The organism is Bradyrhizobium sediminis (assembly GCF_018736105.1).
Classification (GTDB): domain Bacteria; phylum Pseudomonadota; class Alphaproteobacteria; order Rhizobiales; family Xanthobacteraceae; genus Bradyrhizobium.
This window is the reverse complement of record NZ_CP076135.1, coordinates 5,090,692-5,114,143: the sequence shown is the minus strand read 5'-3', so window position 1 is coordinate 5,114,143 and position 23,452 is coordinate 5,090,692. Positions and strand designations below refer to the sequence as shown.

Sequence of the window (23,452 nt, the reverse complement as noted above, 5' to 3'; positions counted from 1 at the left end):
CGATTCATCAGCCGTCATGCCCGGCCTAAAGCGCGAAGCGCGTCTTTGCGCCAGATGTGCCGGGCATCCACGTTCTTCTCGCCGCGCCAAAGACGTAGATGGCCGGGACAAGCCCGGCCATGACGGATAGCCTCAGGACAACTCTTTATGCCGCTCCGCTTGATCTTCATGGGCACGCCCGATTTCGCGGTGCCGACGTTGCTGGAACTGGTGGCCCATGGCCACGAGATAGCGGCCGTCTACACCCGCGCGGCGAAGCCCGCCGGGCGCGGCATGAAACTGCAGCCGACCCCGGTCGAGCAAGAAGCGCGGCGGCTCGGCATCCCCGTGTTGACGCCTGCGACCCTGAAGACACCGGAAGCGCTGGAGGAGTTTCGCGCGCACGACGCCGACGCGGCAGTGGTCGTCGCCTATGGCATGATCCTGCCGCAGGCCATTCTCGACGCCCCACCGCTTGGCTGCTTCAACCTGCATGCCTCGCTGCTGCCGCGTTGGCGCGGCGCGGCGCCGATCAACCGCGCCATCATGGCCGGCGATGCCGAGTCTGGCGTGATGGTGATGAAGATGGATGTCGGACTCGATACCGGCGACGTCGCGATGGCCGAGCGGCTGGCGATCACGGATGCGATGACCGCGGCCGACCTGCACGACGCGCTGGCGCCGCTCGGCGCTGATTTGATGGTGCGCGCGATGGGCGCGCTGGAACGCGGCAAATTGCAGCTGACCAGGCAAAGCGCCGACGGCGTCACCTACGCCGCCAAGGTCGAAAAGGCCGAGGCGCGGATCGACTGGAACCGGCCGGCACGCGACGTGCTGCGCCACATTCACGGGTTGTCGCCGTTTCCCGGCGCGTGGTGCGAATTGCCCATCGACGGCGAGCAGGTCCGCGTGAAAATCCTGCGCTGCGAACCGGCTGATGGTTCCGGCGAGCCGGGCGATCTGCTCGACGATCGCCTCGCGATAGCTTGCCGGGACGGCGCAATCCGGATTCTCGAGTTGCAGCGCGCCGGCAAGGCGCCGATGAAGGCGGACGTCTTCCTGCGCGGCACCCCGCTGCAGCCGCCGATGCGGCTGGTCTGATGCCCCGCTACAAGCTCATCATCGAATATGACGGCAGCCCGTTCTGCGGCTGGCAGCTGCAGGAAAACGGCGCGTCGGTGCAGGGCGCGCTGGAAGATGCGGTGAAAGCGATCTGCGGCGAGCAGGTGCGCGTGCACGGCGCCGGCCGCACCGACGCCGGGGTGCATGCACTGGGGCAGGTCGCGCATTGCGATATTGCCAAGCATTTCGTGCCGGGCCGTTTTCGCGACGGGCTGAATGCGCATTTGAGGCCGCATCCGATCGGCGTGCTGTCAGCGGAGGTCGTGCCCGATACGTTCGAGGCGCGGTTCTCGGCGAAGAAGCGCCATTACCTCTACCGGATATCGAACCGCCGCGCCAATCTCGCGCTCGATATCGGCAAGGTCTGGCGGCTGCCGCGGCCGCTCGACGCGGACGCGATGCATGAGGCCGCGCAGCTGCTGGTCGGCAAGTTCGACTTCACCACGTTTCGCGACACCGAATGCCAGGCCAAATCGCCGGAGAAGACGCTCGACCAGCTCGACGTGATCAGGGACGGCGACGCCGTCAACATCGTCACCTCGGCGCGCTCGTTCCTGCACAGCCAGGTGCGCTCGATGGTGGGATCGCTGGTCTGGGTCGGCGAGGGCCGCTGGAACGCCGAGGACCTGCAGAAAGCGCTCGACGCCCGCAGCCGCGCCGCCTGCGGCCCGGTCGCGCCGCCCGACGGACTCTATCTGGTGCGGGTAGACTACTAGGCGAAATACCGGTCCAGCACGCCGCGATAGATCCTCGTCAGCTTTTCCAGGTCGGCAACCGGCGTGCGCTCGTCGATTTGGTGCATGGTCTGGCCGACCAGGCCGAACTCGATCACAGGGCAATAGCTGGCGATGAAGCGCGCGTCCGAGGTGCCGCCGGAGGTGGAGAGTTCCGGCTTGCGGCCGGTGACTTCCTCGATCGCGGCGACCGCGAGATCGGTGAAGGGGCCGGGCTTGGTCACGAACACGTTGGAATTGGAGGGCTCCCACACGATCCGGGCGCGGATCCGGTTGCCGCAGGCTTTCGCCAGGCGCTCGTCGACCAGCTGCCGCAGCGTCTCCTGGGTGTGCAGATCGTTGAAGCGGATGTTGAACTTCGCCCGCGCCTGGCCGGGGATCACGTTGCCGGCCTTGTTGCCGACGTCGACGGAGGTGAATTCGAGGTTCGAGGCCTGGAACTGGGCGCTGCCGTGGTCGAGCGGCTCGTCGCTGAGCGCCACGATTAATCGCGAAATATCCGGTACCGGATTCGACGCGCGGTGCGGATAGGCGACGTGGCCCTGGATGCCATCGACGTAAAGCATGCCATGCAATGAGCCGCGGCGGCCGATCTTGATGCAGTCCCCCAGCACCTCGACATTGGAGGGTTCGCCGAGCACGCAATGGTCGAACTTCTCGCCGCGCGCCGCCACCCATTGCAGGAGCTTGATGGTGCCGTTGACGGAAATGTCTTCCTCGTCGCCGGTGATCAAAAACGAGATCGAGCCCTTTGGCTTGCCGCCATTCGCGGCGAGATATTCCAGCACCGCCGCGACGCTGCAGGCGATGCCGCCCTTCATGTCGACCGCGCCGCGCCCGTATAGCAGGCCGTCCTTGACCTCGCCCGAGAACGCGCCATGGCTCCAGGCGCTCTCATCGCCCGGCGGCACCACGTCGGTATGCCCGGCGAAGGTGATGTGCGGCGCGGAGTCGCCGATGCGGGCATAGAGATTGTCGATATCTGATGTGCCGGGTTCGCCGAAGGTGACGCGATGCACCGTAAAGCCGGCGGCCTTCAGGATGTTTTCGAGAACGCCGAGCGCGCCGGCATCAGCGGGGGTGACCGAGGGACAGCGGACCAGGTCGCGGGCGATGGAAAGGGCATCGGTCATGCCCTAGTCCCGCAGCAGCTCGTTGATGCTGGTCTTGGCGCGGGTGCGCTCGTCGACGCGCTTGACGATCACGGCGCAGGCGGTGGACGGGCCGGGCTGGCCGTTCTTCAGCGGGCGGGCCGGCAGGGTGCCGGGCACCACCACGGCATATTCCGGCACTTCGCCGATGAAGGTCTCGCCGGTTTCGCGGTCGACGATCTTGGTGGAGGCGCCGAGGAACACGCCCATCGCGAGCACCGCGCCCTTGCGCACGATCACGCCTTCGGCGACTTCCGAGCGCGCGCCGATGAAGCAATCGTCCTCGACGATCACGGGTTCGGCCTGCAGCGGCTCCAGCACGCCGCCGATGCCGACGCCGCCGGAAATGTGCACGCGCTTGCCGATCTGGGCGCAGGAGCCGACCGTGGACCAGGTGTCGATCATGGTCGATTCATCGACATAGGCGCCGAGATTGACGAAGGACGGCATCAGCACGACGTTGCGGGCGATGAAGGCCGAGCGGCGCACGATGGCGCCGGGGACCGCGCGAAAGCCGGCGTCGCGGAATCGGTTCTCGCCCCAGCCCTCGAATTTCGACGGCACCTTGTCCCACCACGCCGCCTTGCCGGGGCCGCCCGGAATCGCGCTCATGTCGTTGAGGCGGAACGACAGCAGCACCGCCTTTTTCAGCCACTGATTGACCTTCCACTTGCCGCTGGCCTCGCGCTCGGCAACACGCGCCTCGCCCTTGTCGAGCAGTTCGAGCGCATGGTCCACGGCCTCGCGGACTTCGCCCTTGGTCGACGTCGAAACGCCGTCGCGGGCTTCGAAGGCGGAGTTGACGGTGGATTCGAGGGAGGCGAGAGACATCGAGATTTCCTTGGGGAGCGCGCGGGGGGCAATCAGGGCGGCGATTTGGGAGGGCTTTTGTCGGGATTTGAGGGCGGAGAGTCAAGACTGAGTAGGCTGTCGTCCCGGCGAACGCCGGGACGACGAGTCGATGGAGTGATGGCTTACCGCGTCGCGCCCAGCTTCTCCAAAAACCCGGTTAGATCATCCGTGACATGATCGACGTGGGCGGCATCGCGGCCTTCGAGTTCCCAGTCTTCGCGCACCACGTCCTGGCTGCCGTCGGGCACCACCAGCACCGTGGTCATGCCGAGCTGGTGCGGCACCACGAGGTTGCGCGCCAGATCCTCGAACATCGTCGAGGTTTCGGGGGTGACCCCGTGATCCCTGAGGAACTTCCGATAGGTCTGCGGCGCCGGCTTCGGCTCCAGCTCGGCGGCGATGATGTCGAACACCGCCTCGAAATGTTCGCCGATGCCGAGCCGTGCCAGAACCGCGTCGGCATGGTCGGTCGAGCCGTTGGTCAGGATCAGCTTGCGCCCGGGAAGTCTGGCGATCGCAGCGCCCATTGCCGGATTCGGCTCCAGCGGCGAATGGTCTATTCGATGCACATAAGCGAGGTAGTCGTCGGCGTGCACGCCGTGCTCGGTCATCATGCCGCGCATGGTGGTGCCGTAGCGGCGGTAATAATCCTTCTGGATCACGCGGGCTTCTTCGGCGGATATCTTCAGCCAGGCGCTGACGAACTCGCCGATCCGGGCGTCGACCTGCTGCCACAGATTGACGTGATGCGGATACAGCGTGTTGTCGAGATCGAATACCCAGGTGTCGATATGGGTGAAGGGGCGGGGCGTTCTCATCGCTCTCTCACCTTGTCGACCCGGCGAGCGCCGGGACCCATGCCGCGGCGGTCGTGAGGGGCACGATGCCGGTTGGTTTTGGCTTGGGGCGATGTCAGCGACAATGACGCAATCCTGTGGTTATGGCTCCGCACGTGCGCGGGGACGACGAGACGTTCATCACGGCATCGCAAAGCGCAGGGTCTTGCCGCCGCCGCTCATGTCGACGGCGGCAAAGCCGGTCACGGTGAGCCCGCGGTTGCCGCAATCGCTTTGATCGTTGATCTCGAACTTGCTCTCGCGCGTGCAAAGCTGGGTGGCGCCGCCCCAGTTCAGCGGCTTGTCCTTGATCCTGAGCGCGCGGTTCTCGCCGTCGACCGCCTCGGCGAAACTGAAGATCTGCTTCGGCTGGCCCGTTACGTCGGGATGCAGGCACTTGCCGGGGTCGATGCGGTACCAGCCGCGGCTGGTCAAGGTCTTGCCGTCGTCGGTGCCGACCGCAGCCATGATCTTGTGCGGGGTGTCGTTGCACCAGGTCAGCCCGGTGGAAGACGGCGACTGCACCGCCTCGATCATGGTCGCAAAGAATTTCGGCGATTGCACGATGTCGGCCGTCAGCCCGCGGTTCTTCAGGAACGCCGCCAGCGCTGCTTGCGTCTTCGGACCGTCGACGCCGTCGATCGGCGCCGCATCGTAGCCCGCGATCACCAGGAGCCGCTGGATGCCGGCGAGCCTTGCCTGCTCGTCGTCATATTCGCTGTCTTCGGCGAGATAGGCGACCAGATTGCCGTCGTCGGTCTGCGTCGGATGGATCTGGGTAAACGGCGCCGGCGTCTGTCCGTGGCGGCACTGGCGCGCCGCTGCAATGACGAAATTGTCGGGCGCGATGCACAGCGTGTCGTTGCCGCTCTGCGGCACCGGCGAGGAGCCGTAAACGCCGAGCGCGCGGGCATTGAGCAGGATGCGGTCGGCGGTCAGCGTGCCCTGTGCGACGACGCGGCACGCCGCCGGATCGATGCGGAACCAGCCGCGGGTCGCGGTGGCGGCCTTGTCGTCGATGCCGATGGCGGCCTCGACCACATAACTCATGCGGTTACAGAGTTTCAGGTCGGCAAAAGCCGGCGCCGATGAAAAGAAAAACGAGATCGTCGCGGCCGGCAGCGCGACGGCCGTGCGCGCCCCGTATCGCCGCATCGCTGCGCGGAAGCGGCGCATGAACGTCGGGGGCGGGAACATTGCGCGGGTCACTTGTGGATCAGCGTGCCGGTGCCCTGGTTGGTGAACAGTTCGAGCAGCACCGCGTGCGGCGTCTTGCCGTCGATGATGACGACGCCCTGCACGCCCTGCTCGAGCGCGTAGATGCAGGTCTCGACCTTGGGAATCATGCCGCCGGAAATGGTGCCGTCGGCGATCAGCTTGCGCGCCTCCTTCACCGACAGTTCCGGAATCAGCTTCTTCGACTTGTCGAGCACGCCGGGAACGTCGGTCAGGAGCAATAGCCGCTTGGCCTTGAGCGCGCCGGCAACCGCGCCGGCAAAGGTGTCGGCGTTGACGTTGAAGGTCTGCCCGCTTTGCGATGTCGCCAGCGGCGCCAGCACCGGGATCAGTTCATGGCCGATCAACTGGTTCAACAGCGTGAGGTCGACCTTCTCGGGTTCGCCGACGAAGCCGAGATCGACCACCTTCTCGATGTTGGAATCCGGATCGACCATCGAGCGCGTCGCCTTCGACGCCATCACCATGTTGCCGTCCTTGCCGCACAGGCCGACGGCCTTGCCGCCGGCCTCGTTGATGTAGCCGACCAGCTGCTTGTTGATCGAACCGGCCAAAACCATCTCGACGATCTCGATGGTGGCGGCGTCGGTGATGCGCAGGCCGGCGGCGAATTCGGACTGGATGCCGAGCCGCTTCAGCATGGTCGCGATCTGCGGCCCGCCGCCATGCACCACGACAGGATTGATGGCGGTCTGTTCCAGGAGAACGATGTCGCGGGCGAATGCCTTGGCGGTTTCTTCCGCACCCATGGCATGGCCGCCATATTTGATGACGATGGTTTCCTCGTCATACTGCTGCATGTGCGGCAGCGCCTCGGACAGGATGCGGGCCTGATCGAGCGGACTGATATGCGGCGCGTCGGTCATGAAGCGGGTCTCTTGGTCTCTGGGGTGGGGCGGTTTCTATCTGATTGGTCGACGAGGCGCAAAGCCTCGGTGGCCCCTCAACCGCGCCGCGGCCATGCGGCGGCCACGGCCAGCGCCAGCCAGCTTGCGATCAAGAGCGTGCCGCCGGTCGGGGCGGCAAAGGGGAACAGGCCATGGCCGGCATATTGCCGCAGCGTCAGGTCGCCGGCGAACAGGGCGGTGGCGAGGACGAAGCCCGATGCGGCCAGGATTCCGATCCGGGCATGAATGACGCCGCGCTCGGCCAGCGCCACGGCGCCGAGCACGGCCAGGGCGTGAAACAGCAGCATCGATGACGCCGACGCCAGCCGGGCGGCATCGGGCTGATGCGCGGAGGCCGCTGCCATGATCACGCCGTCGGCGCCCATGACGCCGGCCAGCACGATCAGGATGCGGGACAGCCGCGCTTCCATCGTCAACTCCGCTCGGCGAGCAGCCGCACCATGGCGGCGCGCAATTCCGGCATGCCGGCGCCGGTGCGCGAGGAGGTCACCAGGATTTCCGGAAAGGCGGCGGGATGTTTGGCCAGCACCGCCTTGATGTCGACGACGCGCTGCTCCAGCTCGGCCGGCTTCACCTGATCGGCCTTGGTGAGCACGACCTGATAGCTGACGGCAGATTTATCGAGCGTCTTCAGCACGTCGAGATCGACCTCCTTGAGGCCGTGCCGGGCATCGATCAGCACATAGACCCGCGCCAGGCTGGCGCGGCCCTGCAGGAATTTGTGGATCAACGCGGTCCATGACGCGACTTTCGCCTTTGGTGCGGAGGCGTAGCCGTAGCCGGGCATGTCGACCAGCCGGAAGCCCATATTGTCGGGGCCTTCGAAGAAGATCAGTTCCTGGGTGCGGCCCGGCGTATGCGAGGTCCGCGCCAGCGCGTTGCGGCCGGTCAGCGCGTTGATCAGGCTGGATTTGCCGACATTGGAACGGCCGGCGAAGGCGACCTCCACGCCCGCCATCGGCGGCAGCGTTTCGATCGAGGGCGAGGCCCAGATGAACTGCCAGTCGCCGGCGAACAGTTTTCTGCCCTGCTCGATCAGGTCAGCATCGGTGTCGGCGGCGGTCATGTGCAGGCTTTCTGTGTCCTCATGGTGAGGAGGCGCTTCTTCAGCGCCGTCTCGAACCATGAGGCCCGTGGCCCATCCCTCGAGACGCGCGCCAGAGCGCGCTCCTCGGGATGAGGGTCGTTGTCAGGTCTTCTGCTCCGCCTTCTTCGGCGCGAAGGTGGCCTTGAGGTTGTCGAACAATTCCACCTTCACGCCGTTGCGGCGCATGATGTAGCTCTGCTGCAGCACCGAAAGCAGGTTGTTCCACGCCCAGTAGATCACGAGCCCCGCCGGGAACGAGGCGAGCATGAAGGTGAAGATCAGCGGCATCCAGTCGAAGATCATCTTCTGGGTCGGATCCGGCGGCGTCGGATTGAGCTTCATCTGGAACCACATCGTGAGCCCCATGATGATCGGCCAGACGCCCAGCATCAGATACGGGCCGATCGCTGGTCCGAGCGTCATCGGATCGAACGGAAGAAGTCCGAACAGGTTGAAGATCGTGGTCGGATCGGGCGCCGACAGGTCCTTGATCCAGCCGTAGAACGGCGCGTGGCGCATTTCGATGGTGACGAACAGCACCTTGTAGAGCGAGAAGAACACCGGAATCTGCAAGGCGACGGGAAGACAACCGGCGATCGGGTTGATCTTCTCCTTCTTGTAGATTTCCATCATCTCCTGCTGCTGCTTCACCTTGTCGTCGGGAAAGCGCTCCTTCAGCGCGGCCAGCTGCGGCTGCACCGACTTCATCTTCGCCATCGAGGCGTAGGACTTGTTGGCCAGCGGGAAGAACAGCAGCTTCACCAGCACGGTCACCAGCAGGATGGCGACGCCGAAATTGCCGACCAGATGGTAGAAGAAGTCCAGCGCCAGGAACATCGGCTTGGTGATGAAATAGAACCAGCCCCAGTCGATCAGGAGATCGAAGTGGTTCAGCCCAAGCTGCTTGTTGTAGCCGCCGAGGCCGGCGAACGGAAAATTGATGCCGACCACGCTGGCTTCCTTGGCGCCGGCGAACAGCCGTGCATTGGAAGAGCCGGTGCCGCCGATCGCGATGGTCTGCGGATCCTGCAGATAGTCGGTCTGATAGGTGCGCGTGGCGCCGACCAGGTTGGACGAGAACCGCGCCTGCAGCTTTGCGGTTGTGTCCGGGAGCAGCGCCGAGGCCCAGTACTTGTCGGTGATGCCGAGCCAGCCATTGGTGACATTGAAGGTCTTCACCTTGTCGTCGTCGATCTTCTTGTAGCCGTACTCCTGCAGGCCCTGCTCGCCGAGATAGCCGATCAGGCCTTCATGCAGGATGTAGTAGCCCTCGACATGCGGGGTGCCGTGCCGCGAGATCAGCGCGAATGGATAGAGCGTGACCGGCGCATTGCCGATATTGGTGACGTCGTCCTTGATGGTGAAGAGATAGCGCTCGTCGATCGAAATGGTGCGGCGGAAGGTGAGGCCGTCGCCATTGTCGTATTTCAGCGTCACCGGGCTGTTCGGCGCGAGGCTGCCCGAGCCTTCCTGCTGCCATACCGTGTTCTGATCGGGTATCCGCACCGTCGAGCCGGCGGCGGCGACCCAGCCGAATTCCGCGTAATAGGGCGTCGCCGTGCCGGAAGGCGAGAACAGCACGATCGCGGGCGATTTGGGATCGACGGTGTTGCGGAACTGCACCAGCGCCAGATCGTCGATTCGCGCGCCCTTCAGGGAAATGCTGCCGGAGACCCGCGGGGTCTCGATCTTGATGCGCGGGTTGGCGTTGATGGCGACCTCGCGGGTGACCACCAGCGGCGCCGACGCCGGCTGGCTCGGCGCAGGCGCATTGGCTGACGGCGTGCCGGCCTGCGGCGTGGCCGAGGGGGTGGCCGGGGTGCCGGCCTGCGGCGCGGGCTGCTTGGCCTGCTCGCTCTGGGCCTGCTGAGCGCGCTGCTTCTCCATCTGCGGGACATTGTAGAAATATTGCCAGCCGATCAGCACGAGGCCGGACAGAATGACGGCGAGGATGGTGTTGCGATTATCGGTCATCGTTCAAGGTCTCGTCATTCAATTCGGATGGCGGCTTGCCGTCCTGGATGGCTGCCGCTCGAGGCGATGCAGCGCCGAGCGGAGATCGTCGAGCATGGTCGCAAAGTCGCAGGTAAGGGCGGCCCGACGGCCGACTAGCACATAATCACTGTGCGGTCGCATGGATATGACGTCCAGCCGCTTCACCAGTTCGCGAAGCCTGCGCCGGATGCGATTGCGCTCGGTGGCGGTGCCGTTCTTTTTGGTGACCGTGAAGCCGATCCGGATCGGACCTTCATCGTCGCGGCGGCGGCCCTGCAGCACGAAGGCAGCGCTGTTGGCCCGCGCGCCATTGGCAACGGCGAGGAAGTCCGCCCGCTGCCTTAGCCGATCCATGCTGGAATCTCCGGGAAGCCCGGGCTCAGGCGCTCAGACGCTTGCGGCCCCGGGCGCGGCGCGCGGCGAGGACCTTGCGGCCGCCGGCGGTCGCCAGACGGGCGCGGAAGCCGTGACGGCGCTTGCGCACCAGTTTGCTGGGTTGATAAGTCCGCTTCACGGGTCGTTCTCCGCTGACAATTGGCAGGCTAAGCCGGCAATTTGCCTGATTAATGAGGTAAGTCCGATGATGCTGTTCGGCCCCGAACGGGCCGTTTCCGGCCCAAAAACGAGCCGCCCCGGTCGGACCGGGTCATCGCGGACAGTTGGCGCGGCTTATACGGGAGCGTCCTGTTTTCGTCAATGTTGCGGGATGCCGCAATTGAGGCCCTTCGAAACGGCGCAATTGGCGCGAATATATCGGTTTTCGCGGTGTTTTTGAGGGCGAGGATGGCGACCAGCACGCCTGCCCATTAGATCCGGAACAGGCGGACATTAGCGATCCGTAATTTGACCGGTGCGACGGCCAAACGCATCCTCAAATCCGCGCTATCGAGGCAGATTCGTGTCAGTGACCGACCCACAGCCAGCCACCGAAACGCCGCGGCCCGGGCCGCCGCGCCGGCTTGGGCTGTCCGGAAAGCTGCTGCTGCTGACCATTCCGCTGGTGATGATCGCAGGGCTCATGATCTACGTGCCGGCGATCGCCAATTTCCGGATGAACCGCCTGAACGACCGGCTCGCCGCGGCCAATACCGCCGCGCTGGTGCTCGATGCCGCCCCGTCGGGCATGGTCCCGGATTCGCTGTCGCGGCAAATCCTGAAAAGCATCGGCGCCCGCGCGGTCGCCATCAAGATGGGGCAGCAGCGCCGGCTGCTCGCCAGCGCCGATCTGCCGCCGGCGATCGACCACGACGTCGACATGCGCGAGATCACGGTGTGGTCGGCCATCGTCGATGCGTTCGAGATCATGCTGGAAACCGGCAATCAAACGATCCGCGTGGTCGGGCCGGCGCCGGGCGGCGCCCAGTTCATCGAAGTGGTGATCGACGAAGCGCCGCTGCGCCAGGCGATGTACCGCTTTTCCGGCAACGTGCTGGTGGTTTCGCTGCTGATCGCGGGATTGACCGCAGGTCTCGTCTACCTTGCCTTGCATTACCTGTTCGTGCGGCCGATGCGGCGGCTGACCGCGAGCCTGGTCGGATTCCACGAAAATCCCGAGAGTTCGGCCCACATCATCGTGCCCAGCCAGCGCGGCGACGAGATCGGCGTCGCCGAGCGCGAATTGTCCGACATGCAGCGCGATCTGGTGTCGATGCTGCATCAGAAGAGCCGGCTCGCCGCCCTTGGGCTTGCGGTATCCAAGATCAACCACGACCTGCGCAATCTTCTGGCGTCCTCGCAGCTGTTGTCGGACCAGCTCGCCAGCGTGCCCGATCCCCGGGTGCAGCGCTTTGCGCCGAAACTGATGCGCTCTTTGGAGCGCGCCATCGCGTTCTGCCAGTCGACCTTGTCCTATGGCCGCGCCCAGGAGGCCTCGCCCGACCGCCGCATGACGCTGATCGAGCCCGTGGTGGCCGAGGTGCGGGAATCCGCAGGGCTCGCCACCGAGGCGTCGATCGCCTGGATCAGCGCGATCGAGCGTGGGCTCTCGGTCGACGCCGACCCCGACCAGCTGTTCCGGGTGCTGCTCAACCTCGTGCGCAACGCCGCGCAGGCGCTCGAAAGCCGCCCGAAAAGCGACGTCGCGGCCATGCAGATTCGCATCACCGGCCGCCGCGAGGGTTCGGTCGCCATCATGGAGGTTTCCGACACCGGCCCCGGCGTCCCGCCAAAGGCCCGCGAGCACCTGTTCGAGGCGTTCCAGACCTCAGGGCGGCCCGGCGGCAGCGGGCTCGGCCTCGCCATCGCCGCCGAACTGGTCCGCGCCCATGGCGGCGAGATCCATCTGGTGGAAGGCACCATCGGCGCCACCTTCCGGATCACGATCCCGGACCGGCCGGTGGAACTGCAGAGCGTGCGCAACGAGCGGGCGCGAGCGTAAGAACCACCCCATATCGTCATTCCGGGGCGATGCGAGAGCATCGAACCCGGAATCCAGAGGAATTTGCACGAGATTCCGGGTTCGCGCTGGCACATGCCCCTGACAGTGAAAATTACCTCCGCTGCCGTTCGCAGATACCGCCTGCCGGACCTTGCCAATCCGGGCCGGAGCGGGTAGCTAAAGCGCTCTTTCGCGACCTTCCGGACAACTTTCGGAACGCATGCGGGGCCTTAGGCCCAAGATGCCTAGCGAAAAACGCGCCCGTAGCTCAGCTGGATAGAGCACTAGACTACGAATCTAGGGGTCAGGAGTTCGAATCTCTTCGGGCGCGCCACTTCTCCACATTCAGAACAATGCATTCACCCAATTCCTCGCCGCCTCAGTTCATCGATGCCCAATTCCGTCGATAGCCAACTGACGCCGTAATTTCCCGCCGCACTGTCGTAGTCAGCGGACTTGGCCATCGGGAAACAGGACCAAGCCCCCCGGGGAGATATCCTCATCCATCGTATTCGGCCCAGCAATCCGGAGTTTCGAAAACGCGCACGGCGGAAAGGCTGGCGAGCGAGGGCTTGATATGGCGCCAGATCCAGCTGGCGATATTTTCCGCGGTCGGATTCTCCAGCCCCTCGATTTCGTTCAGGCAGTGGTGGTCGAGCCGTTTCAACAACGGCGCGAACGCAGCCTCGATGTCGAAGAAGTCCACCACAAAGCCGGTGGTTTCGTCGACCTGCCCCTCGAGTATGACTTCGACGCGGTACGAATGACCGTGCATCCGGTGGCAGCGGTGCTCAACCGGTACTTTCGGCAGCCAGTGCGCCGCTTCAAATCGGAACGCCTGCATGATCTTCATCTGATGTCGATGGCCTTGTGCAATTGCAAACCCAGTCTCCACGGCGGTTGCGACAGACGGTTTTCGGCGGAGAGCCGAGTATTAGAGCCGACGTCAGGCCCCGTCCACCGGCCGAAGACGGAATCTGTCCGGAACCGATGCAGAACGCGCCCGGCCGTCGCCGCGAATGCATCGGGGTGCGTATCGCGCAGAAGCACTTGCCCCAGGCCGTCTTGCCGAGTCATCTGCCGGCCAGGGCATCCTGCGTTACGCGTGGCAGGAAATCCGCTGGCTGATTTGCGGTCGCGATGCACCAAGCGTCTTGCGGCCGCGTCGATGATTTGCCCGACGGTTCGGGATACGGCGCGACCGCGCCGTATCCCGAAATGATTGGGCCGCTTTGCCGACGGTCCTTCGATCGCTCAAAGGATGAAGTCGTTGGCGGTGAACGTGTATGGGTGTGACATGTAGATCTGCATGTCGGCGCCGGGGTCCGCATCGATCGAGACGTTGAGCGTGGCGATGCCGGTCCGACTGTCCGTCGTTTGCCAGACCAGGCCCGACCAGTCGCCGGTATAGTGGGCGGGATCGGCGAGGAAAGTGAAGGCCTGGTCGCCCGCCAGCGAAACGTTAGCATCGATCAGGGACAGATCGATCCTGTCCTGTCCTTGCGTGAAATCGACGATCGTATCCTGCTGGGTGCCCCACGACAGCTGGTTCTGCGACTCCGAGACCGCGGCGAACTGAAAGGTATCGGCGCCCTCGTTGCCGACGAGATAGTCGCTGCCAGCCCCGCCACTCAGGATATCATTGCCCGTACCTCCCACCATGCGATCGTTGCCGACGCCGCCGATCAGGACGTCATCGCCCGCATTCCCCTGCAGATAATCGTTGCCGCCTTGCCGCCAGCCGCTGTCGCCATGGACGATATCATTGCCGTCGCCGCCGAACACGCTGTCGTCGCCGTTGCCGCCATAGAGCGTATCGTTGCCGGCAAGACCGTAGATCTGATCGTTGCCGCTTCCGCCAAAGACGAAATTGTCATTGGCGTTACCTCGGAAGGTATCCGCGAAGCCCGTCAGATCAATCTCCTCGATCGACGACAGGACGTCGCCTTGCGCTTCGCCCGTCCAGGTCGTCGACGAGCGGGTGAGATCGATGCTGACGCCGGCGGTAGCGTCGTAGTAGGCCGCGATGTCGAAACCGTCGCCTCCCGACAGAATGTCGGCGCCGGTGCCGCCATTGAGAATGTCGTCGCCGGTGCCGGCTTCGAGAATATCGTTGCCGTTACCGCCGTACAGAGCGTCGTCACCGCCGCCGCCATCGAGCCGGTCGTTGCCCTCGCCGCCGTCCAGGATGTCGGCACCGTCGTTGCCGAACAGCGTGTCGTTGCCGATGCCGCCATTGACGATGTCAGCGAGATTCGAGCCGACGAACGTATCGTCGAAGCTCGAGAGCGAAAATGCTTCGATGCCGAAATAGACATGGCCGGCCGCCTCGCCGGCGTTCAAATTCATGTTAGCCAGATTCACGGAGACGGCGCCGAACGAGAGACTATAAGAGACGGTGTCGTATCCATCGCCGCCGAACAGCAAAGCTGCGCCGGCCCCGACGATCAGCCGGTCGTTGCCGGCGCCGCCATCAAGAAAATCGCCGCCGGCGCCATTGAGGTCAAAGAGGTAGTCGTTGCCATCGCCACCCATCATGATGTCGGCGTCAAGGCCGCCGATAAGCGTATCGGCGCCAGTCCCGCCATCGAGGACATTGAAGCCATAATCGCCACCAAAGAGGTAGTCGTCGCCGGCGCCGCCAGCCAGCGTGTCGTTGCCGTTGTAGGCCAGAAGGACGTCGTCGCCGTCGCCGCCGTCCAGGTAGCTGCCGCCGGCGCCGTAGCCGCCGACAATGGTGTCGTTGCCGCCGAAGCCGTAGATCGTATCATTGCCGCCAAGACCATCGATGTAGTCGTCCCAGTTACTGCCGTAGATGGTGTCATTGTCCCACGTTCCCGTGATGAAGATCGGCCCGGCGGGGATGCCGATCCCTAGTCCGCTATCAAAAAAATCGGTCTGCTCAAGAGCACGAATCGTCTTGGCCATTTTGAAGATCCTCGTTTTGGAGGGATGGAAGATCTCCGCGCATCTCGTGCGCGGCGATCGCCGTCCGGTGGTCGATGTCAGCCCGCTTGCAAGCTAAGCGATGCAGCACCGGCTGCACGTCAGCCAATCAGAGGAGTGCCTCCGCTCTGTGTGAGGTGCGGCACACATGCACCGACGCGACAGGGCTGTACGTGCTTCTTGCATTCCCCGCGCCCGCTGGTTGGAGAGGGTGGCAGGTTCCCGGCAAGACCCGGGCGAAATGCGCCGCGGGAACGCGGACATATGCCTTTGTCCATCTGCGATGGCTAAGATGAGCGGGCGTCGGCTCGGGTGCGCGCAACGGCCCGGAGTTGAACAGGCCGGCGCAACAGTGCAAGGCTAGCCGTCATTCCCATCCAGGCCCGCCATGCATGACCATACCCGCCATCTCCCCCTCGCAAGTCCGCTGCATGCTGATCTCGCGCGATGAAATCGCGCTGCTCGATTTGCGGCACGAGGCCGTCTTTGCGTCAGGCCATCCGCTGTTTGCCGCCAACATGGCGGCCGACCGGATCGCGCTCGAAGCCGCGGCGAGACTGCCGCGACGGGACGCGCCGATCGTTCTTTATGACGCCGGCGAAGGCCTCGTTGCGCAGGCGGCGGATCGTTTCAAAGCGTTGGGGTACACCGACGTCCGCCAACTCGAAGGCGGGCTCGAGGCCTGGCAGGCGGCGGGCTATGAACTGTTTCAGGACGTCAATTCCTATGCCAAGGCGTTCGGCGAACTGGTCGAGTCCCGCCGGCACACGCCCTCGCTGCCGGCGGAGGAGGTCGCCGCCCTGATTGCGGACAAGGCCAATGTCGCCATCCTCGACGTCCGGCGGTTCGACGAATATGCCACCATGAACATCCCCGGCTCCGTCAGCGTGCCCGGCGCCGAACTGGTGCTGCGCGCGGGCGGCATCGCGCCGGATCCCGACACCACCATCATCGTCAATTGCGCCGGCCGCACCCGTTCGATCATCGGCACCCAGTCGCTGATCAACGCCGGCGTCGCCAACAGAGTGGTGGCGCTGCGCAACGGCACGATCGGCTGGACGCTGGCGAAGCAAGAGCTCGAGCACGGCGCGGACCGGCGCGGCGGCATCGGCCCGTTCGAGGGCGCGCAGGCCAGGGCCCGCGAAGTCGCCTATCGTGCCGGCGTGAAGCATATCAGCGCGGAAGAAGCGGCGGCGCTGCAGGCTCAAAGTCATCACACGCTCTATCGCTTCGACGTTCGCGACGCCGAAGAGTATGCCGCCGGCCACATCGCGGCCTTTCGCCACTATCCCGGCGGGCAACTGGTGCAGGAGATCGACATGGCCGCGCCGGTGCGCGGCGCGCGCATTCTTCTCACCGACGACAGGGGCGTGCGCGCCGACATGACCGCATCCTGGCTCGCGCAAATGGGCTGGGAGGTCTACGTGCTCGAAGGTGGTTATGATCGCGCGCTTGAAGTAGCCCCGCCGCAGGTTTTGCCGAGGCCCGACCCGTCGCACCGCTACCGGCGCCCCTATGAGGGCACCGATGTCGATGCGGGCGCGATGCAGGCCTATCTCGATTGGGAATACGGCCTCGTCGAACAGCTCCGCCGTGACGGCACCCATGGATTCTTCGTGATCTGAGGCCGAGGCGAGGGAGACCCCTCGCTTTGACTCTCAACACGCCGGGAGTTTCAATTTTGCGATAGAAGCCATAACGACATTGAGCTTTTGCCGCTCCACCAACGCCGTCTAATCTGGGGCGGAAACCAAACCCGAAGAACGAAGTGAGGAGCGCCGCTCGATGGCAGATTTGGCCGCCAAACCGAACCAGGCGTCACCGCCGCCGACGTGGCCGGACGACGTCTACCGCATCCTCAAGGAAGCTGACGTCAAGCAAGTCGGGATGGTGCCGGACGCCGGCCACAGCCGTCTCATTCGCGCCTTCGAGGCCGACCCGGAGACGCGCGTCGTCACCCTGACGACGGAAGAGGAAGGCGTGGCGATGCTCGCCGGCGCCTGGCTCGGCGGTCAGCGCGGCGTGCTGCTGATGCAGTCGAGCGGCGTCGGCAACTGCATCAACATGCTGTCGCTGCCGGCGATCTGTCACATGCCGCTGCTGATGCTGGTGACGATGCGCGGCGACTGGGGTGAGTTCAACCCGTGGCAGATCCCGATGGGGCAGGGAACGCAGGCGGCGCTCGAGGCCATGGGCGTCATCGTCACGCGCGCGGACGAGCCGCATCTCGTCGCGCAGACGGTCTGGGGGGCTGCGAATCTGGCCTTCAACACCTGGCGGCCGGCCGCGGTCCTGATCGGGCAGCGGGTGTTGGGGGCCAAGAACTTCAAGGAGCTGGCGCGCAAATGACCAACCCTAATGCTCTGCTTCATCGCCGCGACGTCGTGGGCGAACTGCTGCGTGACCGCGGCGACCTGCTGGTCATCGCCGGTCTCGGCGCGCCGAACTGGGACGTCTCGGCCGCCGGCGACAACCCCAACAATTTTCCGCTGTGGGGCGCCATGGGTGCCGCCTCGATGATGGGACTGGGCCTGGCGCTGGCGCAGCCGAAGCGCAAGGTGCTGGTCGTCACCGGCGACGGCGAGATGCTGATGAACCTCGGCTCGCTCGCCACCATCGCCGTCGAGAGACCGCCGAACCTGACGATCGCCGTGCTCGACAACGAGCGGTTCGGCGAGACCGGCATGCAGAAGACCCATACCGCCTCAGGCGTCGACCTCGCCGCCATGGCGCTTGCCGCGGGTATCCGCACGTCGCGTGTCGTCAGGACCATGGAACAGGTGACGGAGATCCGCGATCTCGCCCATCAGGGCAAGGGACCGGTGTTCGCGCAGCTCAAGATCAATCCCGAGGCGCTGGTCTTCGTGTTGCCGCCGGCCGATGGCGGCATCCTGACCACGCGCTTCCGGCGATCCGTTCTCGGAGATGAATCGCTCTACAATTGAAGCAATACCGAGAAGCAACACCGATCGGTCTTGCAGGACTCTGAAGTGGTGCTTCAACCCGCCATCCGAATTTTCCAGAGGCCTTCCTTGGCAAGCTGTTCGATCTCGGCAACGATCAGCGACGAGATCGTGCTGGTGGCGATGGACGAGGGGCGCGCGATCGGCGATGCCAGAATGATTTCGCGACTGACCGGCGGGTTCACGAGCGCTGCCATTTCCAGCCGCTTGGCCGCCAGCTCGGCGCGGATCGCTGATGCCGGCAACAGCGTGTAGCCCAGTCCCTCTTCCATGAGGGCGATCTGGGCGCGATATGAATCGGCCTCGATCATGGCGTCGAGCGTCAATTTCTTGCGGGCCACTGCTTTCTCAAGCAGCGCCCGCAGGCCATGCGAAACGCTGGGAAGGATCAGCCTCTGCCTGACCAGCCATTCCAGCTCGACCTGCTTTTTCCTGGCCAGACCCGAGCCCGGCGGACCGACGACGGCGAGGTCCTCGTGTCCGATCGAGTGGACGGAAAGATGCAGGTCGTCGGCGGGACCGTAGGTGATGGCGAGATCCATCTCGCCCCGGTGCAACCATTCGACCAGATGGCCGCCATAGCTTTCCACGATCCGCAGCGAGATATCGGGAAGATCCGTGATGATCCGGCGCGCCAGGCGCCCCGACAACACGGCGCTTACCGTCGGCACCAGGCCGAGGATCACCCGTCCGGACGGCTTGCCGCTCGCCGATTGGATGTCGTCGCGAACCTGTTCGATCTGCCGCACCAGCCCGGTGGTGCGGTCGAGCAGGATCTGGCCGGCGCTGGTCAAGAGCATGCCGCGTCCGTTGCGGATGAAAAGTTCGACCCGAAGCTCGTGCTCGAGCAGCTTGATGTGCCGGCTGAGCGCAGGCTGGGCGGCCCGCAGCCGGTCCGCCGCCTTGCTCAGGCTTCCGAGTTCGGCCACCGCCCGGAAGGTGCGCAGTTGTTTGAGATCCATCGGCTACCTTGCGGTCATCTGCTCAGGCCTTTGCCTTCCTGGCCGCCTTCTTCACCGCCTTTTTGGCCACCTTCTTGACGGGCGGTGGGGCCTCCGCCGCGTTTCGCATCGATCGTGCATAGCTGTCCGCGGCGTTATCGGCGGAAATCTGCAGCCTTCGCGCCGCGGCAGTGGCCTGCAACATGGTATCTTTCGCGATCTGCTTGAAGCGGGCCCTGGCCTCGCCATTCTTCGCCTTGGCGGCAAGGCCGACATACCGATCGCGCCGCTTCTTCGCGGCGGCCATCAAGCCTTTATATTGTTGCTTCGCAAGCTGCCGGATTACGACATCCAGATCGGCGTCCGCCATTTCTCTATTTCTCCAACTGCCATCACGACATTTCGTTGGATCAACTATGCAATTGCCGCGAGGGCATTGCAAATAGGCGTCTGTGCCGGGCCGGTCTCAATGCCCCGGCCCATAACGCCGGAGCGCCTCGAGGGTGAGGCCCTTGCCGACCGCACCAAACGTGTCGCCTTCGACGATCCGGGCCGACGGCAGCGCCTTGGTAATCGCCTTGCGGACATGGGCGAGCCGCACCGAGCCGCCGGTCAAAAACACTGCGTCGATGTCGCCGGCGGACAATTGCGCCTGCGTCAGGCAAATCCTGATGCGGGCCGCGATGCGCCCGGCCAGTTGCCTGGTATGGCTGACGAGGTCAGGGCGGCCGATGGCGGCGCCGAGGCCCGGCGCGACCCATTCCAGCGGGATGTCGGCCCGGCGACGGTCGGACAGCGCAATCTTGGCTTCCTCGACCTCCATCGCCAGCGTATGGCCGCGCTGTTCGTCGACCACCCGCACCAGCCGATCGAGCAGATCGGGCTCGCTTGCCTCCTGCCGGACCTGGCGGATGCCCGCGAGCACCCGCGGCTCGTACATGCGGTTGATGTTCGACCAGGTGGCGAGGTCGTGGAAATAGCTCGAGGGCACGTCGAGGCCGGGCCGCTTCATGGCGCTGCCGAAGCCGAACAGCGGCATGATGACGCCGAGACTGAGTTGGCGATCGAAATCGGTGCCGCCGATGCGCACGCCGTCATTGGCGAGAATGTCGGAGGCGCGGTCGCTTCTGGCGTGGCGCTGCGGCCCCAGCCGCACGATCGAGAAATCCGAGGTGCCGCCGCCGATATCGGCGATCAGGGCGATTTCCTCGCTCCCGATCTGGCGCTCATAATCCAGCGCCGCGGCAATCGGCTCGAACTGGAATGTGATCTCGCCGAAGCCGATTTCGCGCGCGATCTCCCGCAGGGTCTGCTCCGCCTTGCGGTCGGCGTCGTCGGCATTGTCGACGAAGTGCACCGGCCGGCCGTGCACCACGTCGCGCAGCTCGCGGCCGGTGGCCTGTTCGGCGCGCCGCTTCACCGCGCCGAGATAATAGGCGATCACGTCGCGAAAGCTGGTCCGCTCGCGCCCCAGCCGCGTGGTCTCCTCGATCAGCGAGGTGCCGAGCACCGATTTGAGGCTGCGCATCAGCCGGCCGGGCGCGCCCTCGACATAGGTCTCGATCGCCTTGCGTCCGATCAGCACCCCGCCATCGGCTTGATAGAAAATCGCGCTCGGAATCGTCGTGTGGCCGGCCTCCAGCGCCGTCAGGACCGGCGCATCGCCGACGATGGTGCCGAGTGTCGTGTTCGACGTTCCGAAATCAAGTCCGCAGATCGACATGGGGGCTCCAGGAGGGAGCGTCCGTCTACACAGTTAAGCGCCACCGATCCACCTTTATCTTGCCGCACGATCCACACGAGCTATTTTGTGAAAAGCTGCATCGCCCGGATATCAACATCGTCCATCCACAGATCTATTTGTTTGGTGCGGCGGGTTGAAGAAGCGATCGGCGATGGTTCATAAGCGTCCTCCCGCGGCGGACGATTCACCGGCCGGCGGCTTTGAGAAAGATTGCGCGTGGCAAACATCTACCGGCAGATTGCGGAAGAACTCGGCGTTCGCGAACAACAGGTCGAGGCGACAGTGGCGTTGCTCGACGGCGGTGCCACGGTCCCGTTCGTGGCGCGTTACCGCAAGGAAATCACCGGCGCGCTCGACGACGCGCAATTGCGCACGCTGGAAGAACGCCTGAACTACCTGCGTGAGCTCGAAGAGCGCCGCACCGCCATCCTCAATTCGGTCCGCGAGCAGGGCAAGCTCGATGCCGCGCTGGAAGCCGCGATCCTCGCCGCCGACAGCAAGGGGCGGCTGGAGGACATCTATCTGCCGTTCAAGCCGAAGCGCCGCACCAAGGCCGAGATCGCCAAGGAGGCCGGGCTCGAGCCGCTCGCCGACCTGCTGCTGACGCAGCCGGGGAACGATCCGCAAGCCGCGGCCATACCCTTCATCGATGCCGACAAGCAGGTGGCCGATGCCGCGGCCGCGCTCGACGGCGCCCGCGCCATTCTGGTCGAACGCTTCGCCGAAGACGCCGACCTGCTCGGTGCGCTGCGCGAACAGATGTGGTCGAATGGCCTGATGACCTCCACGGTTCGCAAGGGCAAGAAGACCGAGGGGGAGAAGTTCAAGGACTATTTCGATTTCAGCGAGCCGCTCACCAGGCTGCCGTCGCATCGCATCCTCGCGATGTTCCGCGGCGAAAAGGAAGAGATTCTGGATCTGCAGATGCTGCCCGAGCCGGTTTCGGCTACGCCGGCCGCGGTCAGTTCTTATGAGCTGAAGATCATGCAGCGGTTTGCGATTTCCGATCAGGGCCGCCCCGGCGACAAGTGGCTATTGGAGACGGTGCGCTGGGCCTGGCGCACCAAGATCCAGGTCCATCTCAATATCGATCTGCGGATGCGGCTGTGGAACGCGGCCGAAACCGAAGCGGTGCGCGTGTTCGCGTCCAATTTGCGCGACCTCCTGCTGGCGGCACCGGCCGGCGCGCGGGTCACCATGGGCCTCGATCCCGGCTTCCGCTCCGGCGTCAAGGTCGCGGTCGTCGATGCCACCGGCAAGGTGGTCGCCACCACCACGATCTATCCGCACGAACCGGCGCGGCGCTGGGACGAGGCGCTGGCGACGCTGGGCAAGCTCGCCGTCGCCCATCGCGTCGATCTGATCGCGATCGGCAACGGCACTGCGTCGCGCGAAACTGACAAGCTCGCCATGGATCTTGTGAAGCTGCTGCCGGACCTGATGATGTCGAAGATCGTGGTGTCGGAAGCCGGCGCTTCGGTCTATTCGGCCTCGGCCTTTGCCTCCGAGGAATTGCCCGAGCTCGACGTCACCCTGCGCGGCGCGGTCTCGATCGCGCGGCGGCTGCAGGACCCGTTGGCCGAACTGGTCAAGATCGATCCCAAGGCGATCGGGGTCGGGCAGTACCAGCATGACCTCGGCGAGAGCAAGCTGGCGCGCTCGCTCGATGCGGTGGTGGAAGACTGCGTGAATGCCGTCGGCGTCGACGCCAACACCGCCTCGGCGCCGCTGTTGGCGCGGGTGTCCGGCATCGGCTCCGGGCTGGCGCAGAGCATCGTGCAGCACCGCGACGCCAACGGCCCGTTCAAATCGCGCAAGGCGCTGAAGGAGGTGCCGCGGCTCGGGCCCAAGGCGTTCGAACAATGCGCCGGCTTTCTGCGCATCCAGGGCGGCGAGGATCCGCTCGACGCCTCCGGCGTGCATCCGGAAGCCTATCCGGTGGTGCGCAAGATTCTTGCCGCGACCAAGAGCGACATCAAGGCGGTGATCGGCAATGCGGATATCCTGCGCCAGGTCAAGCCGCAGGCTTTCGTCGACGACACCTTCGGCCTGCCGACAGTGACCGACATCCTGCGTGAATTGGAAAAACCCGGCCGCGACCCGCGCCCCGCCTTCAAGGCCGCGGTGTTCAAGGAGGGCGTCGAGACCTTGAAGGATCTCAAGCGCGGCATGATCCTCGAAGGCACGGTCACCAACGTGGCGGCGTTCGGCGCCTTCGTCGATATCGGCGTGCATCAGGACGGGCTGGTGCACATCTCGGCGATGTCGAAGACCTTCATCAAGGATCCGCGCGAGGTGGTGAAGTCGGGCGACATCGTCAAGGTCAAGGTGCTGGAGGTCGAGGTCGCGCGCAAGCGCATCGCGCTGACGCTGCGGCTCGATGACGAGACCGGCGGCAAGAGCGAGCGCGCCTCGCAAGGCATGCCGCGCGACAATTCCCGCGCATCAATGACGTCGTCGGCGCCGCGCAGGCCGCAGGAGCCGTCCGGCGGCGCGCTGGCCGAAGCCCTGCGCCGCGCCGCCGAGAAGAACGGCAGGCCCTGAGACAAGAGAGACAAGCCTGGCCGGAAGGTCCCTGCCG

At 65.0% G+C, this 23,452-nt stretch carries 22 protein-coding genes and 1 tRNA gene; 8 read left to right on the top strand and 15 right to left on the bottom strand.

Going from position 1 to position 23,452, the window contains the following annotated elements; translation table 11 throughout:
• The first annotated feature begins 147 nt into the window (after nt 1-147).
• The gene (fmt, locus tag KMZ68_RS24360; protein WP_215613652.1) at nt 148-1,080 is read left to right on the top strand and encodes a methionyl-tRNA formyltransferase; all 933 of its coding nucleotides are present in this window, start codon (nt 148-150) and stop codon (nt 1,078-1,080) included.
• Nucleotides 1,080-1,817, top strand: coding sequence for a tRNA pseudouridine(38-40) synthase TruA (gene truA, locus KMZ68_RS24355; RefSeq protein ID WP_215613651.1), 738 nt, complete (start codon nt 1,080-1,082; stop codon nt 1,815-1,817). Before fmt ends, truA begins: the two co-directional genes overlap by 1 nt.
• Here truA and dapE read toward each other — a convergent pair.
• The 10 genes from dapE to rpmH all read right to left on the bottom strand — a co-directional run bounded on the left by dapE (nt 1,814) and on the right by rpmH (nt 10,414).
• The gene (dapE, locus tag KMZ68_RS24350; RefSeq protein WP_215613650.1) at nt 1,814-2,968 is read right to left on the bottom strand and encodes a succinyl-diaminopimelate desuccinylase; all 1,155 of its coding nucleotides are present in this window, start codon (nt 2,966-2,968) and stop codon (nt 1,814-1,816) included. The genes truA and dapE overlap by 4 nt on opposite strands.
• A 3-nt stretch (nt 2,969-2,971) precedes the next feature.
• Entirely contained in the window at nt 2,972-3,817 is an 846-nt protein-coding gene (gene dapD, locus KMZ68_RS24345) for a 2,3,4,5-tetrahydropyridine-2,6-dicarboxylate N-succinyltransferase (protein ID WP_215613649.1), read from the bottom strand.
• 143 nt (nt 3,818-3,960) lie between these two features.
• Nucleotides 3,961-4,656: a pyrimidine 5'-nucleotidase gene (locus KMZ68_RS24340; protein ID WP_215613648.1), complete on the bottom strand. Its 696-nt coding sequence runs from the start codon at nt 4,654-4,656 to the stop codon at nt 3,961-3,963.
• A gap of 159 nt (nt 4,657-4,815) precedes the next feature.
• Nucleotides 4,816-5,829 (bottom strand): DUF1036 domain-containing protein, encoded by a 1,014-nt coding sequence (locus KMZ68_RS24335; protein ID WP_215616455.1) that lies wholly within the window; start codon nt 5,827-5,829, stop codon nt 4,816-4,818.
• 50 nt (nt 5,830-5,879) lie between these two features.
• Entirely contained in the window at nt 5,880-6,776 is an 897-nt protein-coding gene (gene argB, locus KMZ68_RS24330; protein ID WP_215603859.1) for an acetylglutamate kinase, read from the bottom strand.
• A 77-nt stretch (nt 6,777-6,853) separates the two neighbouring features.
• A complete protein-coding gene (locus tag KMZ68_RS24325; protein WP_215613647.1) occupies nt 6,854-7,228 on the bottom strand; it encodes a DUF423 domain-containing protein in 375 nt (124 codons plus the stop codon).
• Between the two features lie 2 nt (nt 7,229-7,230).
• Nucleotides 7,231-7,884 carry a ribosome biogenesis GTP-binding protein YihA/YsxC gene (yihA, locus tag KMZ68_RS24320; protein WP_215613646.1) on the bottom strand — a complete coding sequence of 218 codons (654 nt, stop codon included), beginning with the start codon at nt 7,882-7,884 and terminating at the stop codon, nt 7,231-7,233.
• A gap of 123 nt (nt 7,885-8,007) precedes the next feature.
• Nucleotides 8,008-9,879 (bottom strand): membrane protein insertase YidC, encoded by a 1,872-nt coding sequence (yidC, locus tag KMZ68_RS24315; protein WP_215613645.1) that lies wholly within the window; start codon nt 9,877-9,879, stop codon nt 8,008-8,010.
• A gap of 18 nt (nt 9,880-9,897) precedes the next feature.
• Nucleotides 9,898-10,254 (bottom strand): ribonuclease P protein component, encoded by a 357-nt coding sequence (gene rnpA / locus KMZ68_RS24310; RefSeq protein WP_215613644.1) that lies wholly within the window; start codon nt 10,252-10,254, stop codon nt 9,898-9,900.
• Between the two features lie 25 nt (nt 10,255-10,279).
• Entirely contained in the window at nt 10,280-10,414 is a 135-nt protein-coding gene (gene rpmH / locus KMZ68_RS24305) for a 50S ribosomal protein L34 (protein ID WP_008542748.1), read from the bottom strand.
• A 384-nt stretch (nt 10,415-10,798) separates the two neighbouring features.
• On the opposite strand from rpmH, the gene KMZ68_RS24300 reads away from it, so the two are divergent.
• Together KMZ68_RS24300 and KMZ68_RS24295 are read left to right on the top strand one after the other, a co-directional pair.
• On the top strand, nt 10,799-12,277 hold the full coding sequence (locus KMZ68_RS24300; protein WP_371741387.1) for a sensor histidine kinase: 1,479 nt from the start codon (nt 10,799-10,801) through the stop codon (nt 12,275-12,277).
• Nucleotides 12,278-12,534: 257 nt separating this feature from the next.
• A tRNA-Arg gene (locus KMZ68_RS24295) sits at nt 12,535-12,611 on the top strand.
• A gap of 165 nt (nt 12,612-12,776) precedes the next feature.
• On the opposite strand, the gene queD is transcribed toward KMZ68_RS24295, so the two are convergent.
• The gene (gene queD / locus KMZ68_RS24290) at nt 12,777-13,130 is read right to left on the bottom strand and encodes a 6-carboxytetrahydropterin synthase QueD (protein WP_215603853.1); all 354 of its coding nucleotides are present in this window, start codon (nt 13,128-13,130) and stop codon (nt 12,777-12,779) included.
• A 401-nt stretch (nt 13,131-13,531) separates the two neighbouring features.
• Entirely contained in the window at nt 13,532-15,205 is a 1,674-nt protein-coding gene (locus KMZ68_RS24285; RefSeq protein ID WP_215613643.1) for a calcium-binding protein, read from the bottom strand.
• 410 nt (nt 15,206-15,615) lie between these two features.
• Here KMZ68_RS24285 and KMZ68_RS24280 point away from each other — a divergent pair, with 410 nt between their 5' ends.
• From KMZ68_RS24280 to KMZ68_RS24270, 3 genes are all read left to right on the top strand, one after another.
• On the top strand, nt 15,616-16,848 hold the full coding sequence (locus KMZ68_RS24280; protein ID WP_215613642.1) for a rhodanese-like domain-containing protein: 1,233 nt from the start codon (nt 15,616-15,618) through the stop codon (nt 16,846-16,848).
• A gap of 160 nt (nt 16,849-17,008) precedes the next feature.
• Nucleotides 17,009-17,572 (top strand): thiamine pyrophosphate-binding protein, encoded by a 564-nt coding sequence (locus KMZ68_RS24275; protein WP_215613641.1) that lies wholly within the window; start codon nt 17,009-17,011, stop codon nt 17,570-17,572.
• A complete protein-coding gene (locus tag KMZ68_RS24270) occupies nt 17,569-18,168 on the top strand; it encodes a thiamine pyrophosphate-dependent enzyme (protein ID WP_215613640.1) in 600 nt (199 codons plus the stop codon). The genes KMZ68_RS24275 and KMZ68_RS24270 overlap by 4 nt, the downstream gene beginning before the upstream one ends.
• Before the next feature lie 53 nt (nt 18,169-18,221).
• On the opposite strand, the gene KMZ68_RS24265 is transcribed toward KMZ68_RS24270, so the two are convergent.
• The 3 genes from KMZ68_RS24265 to KMZ68_RS24255 all read right to left on the bottom strand — a co-directional run bounded on the left by KMZ68_RS24265 (nt 18,222) and on the right by KMZ68_RS24255 (nt 20,850).
• Nucleotides 18,222-19,148 (bottom strand): LysR family transcriptional regulator, encoded by a 927-nt coding sequence (locus KMZ68_RS24265; RefSeq protein WP_215613639.1) that lies wholly within the window; start codon nt 19,146-19,148, stop codon nt 18,222-18,224.
• Nucleotides 19,149-19,170: 22 nt separating this feature from the next.
• Entirely contained in the window at nt 19,171-19,497 is a 327-nt protein-coding gene (locus tag KMZ68_RS24260) for a hypothetical protein (RefSeq protein WP_215613638.1), read from the bottom strand.
• A gap of 96 nt (nt 19,498-19,593) precedes the next feature.
• Entirely contained in the window at nt 19,594-20,850 is a 1,257-nt protein-coding gene (locus KMZ68_RS24255; protein ID WP_215613637.1) for an Hsp70 family protein, read from the bottom strand.
• Between the two features lie 237 nt (nt 20,851-21,087).
• On the opposite strand from KMZ68_RS24255, the gene KMZ68_RS24250 reads away from it, so the two are divergent.
• Nucleotides 21,088-23,415 (top strand): Tex family protein, encoded by a 2,328-nt coding sequence (locus tag KMZ68_RS24250; RefSeq protein ID WP_215613636.1) that lies wholly within the window; start codon nt 21,088-21,090, stop codon nt 23,413-23,415.
• Nucleotides 23,416-23,452 lie beyond the last annotated feature (37 nt).

Bases quoted from the DNA above. Each gene is read 5' to 3' on its own strand.
- fmt (WP_215613652.1), top strand. From the start codon at position 148: ATGCCGCTCCGCTTGATCTTCATGGGCACGCCCGATTTCGCGGTGCCG.
- dapD (WP_215613649.1), bottom strand. From the start codon at position 3,817: ATGTCTCTCGCCTCCCTCGAATCCACCGTCAACTCCGCCTTCGAAGCC.
- KMZ68_RS24270 (WP_215613640.1), top strand. From the start codon at position 17,569: ATGACCAACCCTAATGCTCTGCTTCATCGCCGCGACGTCGTGGGCGAA.
- KMZ68_RS24265 (WP_215613639.1), bottom strand. From the start codon at position 19,148: ATGGATCTCAAACAACTGCGCACCTTCCGGGCGGTGGCCGAACTCGGA.
- KMZ68_RS24260 (WP_215613638.1), bottom strand. From the start codon at position 19,497: ATGGCGGACGCCGATCTGGATGTCGTAATCCGGCAGCTTGCGAAGCAA.
- queD (WP_215603853.1), bottom strand. From the start codon at position 13,130: ATGAAGATCATGCAGGCGTTCCGATTTGAAGCGGCGCACTGGCTGCCG.
- KMZ68_RS24255 (WP_215613637.1), bottom strand. From the start codon at position 20,850: ATGTCGATCTGCGGACTTGATTTCGGAACGTCGAACACGACACTCGGC.
- yidC (WP_215613645.1), bottom strand. From the start codon at position 9,879: ATGACCGATAATCGCAACACCATCCTCGCCGTCATTCTGTCCGGCCTC.
- argB (WP_215603859.1), bottom strand. From the start codon at position 6,776: ATGACCGACGCGCCGCATATCAGTCCGCTCGATCAGGCCCGCATCCTG.
- rnpA (WP_215613644.1), bottom strand. From the start codon at position 10,254: ATGGATCGGCTAAGGCAGCGGGCGGACTTCCTCGCCGTTGCCAATGGC.
- yihA (WP_215613646.1), bottom strand. From the start codon at position 7,884: ATGACCGCCGCCGACACCGATGCTGACCTGATCGAGCAGGGCAGAAAA.
- KMZ68_RS24340 (WP_215613648.1), bottom strand. From the start codon at position 4,656: ATGAGAACGCCCCGCCCCTTCACCCATATCGACACCTGGGTATTCGAT.
- KMZ68_RS24280 (WP_215613642.1), top strand. From the start codon at position 15,616: ATGACCATACCCGCCATCTCCCCCTCGCAAGTCCGCTGCATGCTGATC.
- KMZ68_RS24285 (WP_215613643.1), bottom strand. From the start codon at position 15,205: ATGGCCAAGACGATTCGTGCTCTTGAGCAGACCGATTTTTTTGATAGC.
- KMZ68_RS24275 (WP_215613641.1), top strand. From the start codon at position 17,009: ATGGCAGATTTGGCCGCCAAACCGAACCAGGCGTCACCGCCGCCGACG.
- truA (WP_215613651.1), top strand. From the start codon at position 1,080: ATGCCCCGCTACAAGCTCATCATCGAATATGACGGCAGCCCGTTCTGC.
- KMZ68_RS24325 (WP_215613647.1), bottom strand. From the start codon at position 7,228: ATGGAAGCGCGGCTGTCCCGCATCCTGATCGTGCTGGCCGGCGTCATG.
- KMZ68_RS24335 (WP_215616455.1), bottom strand. From the start codon at position 5,829: ATGCGGCGATACGGGGCGCGCACGGCCGTCGCGCTGCCGGCCGCGACG.
- dapE (WP_215613650.1), bottom strand. From the start codon at position 2,968: ATGACCGATGCCCTTTCCATCGCCCGCGACCTGGTCCGCTGTCCCTCG.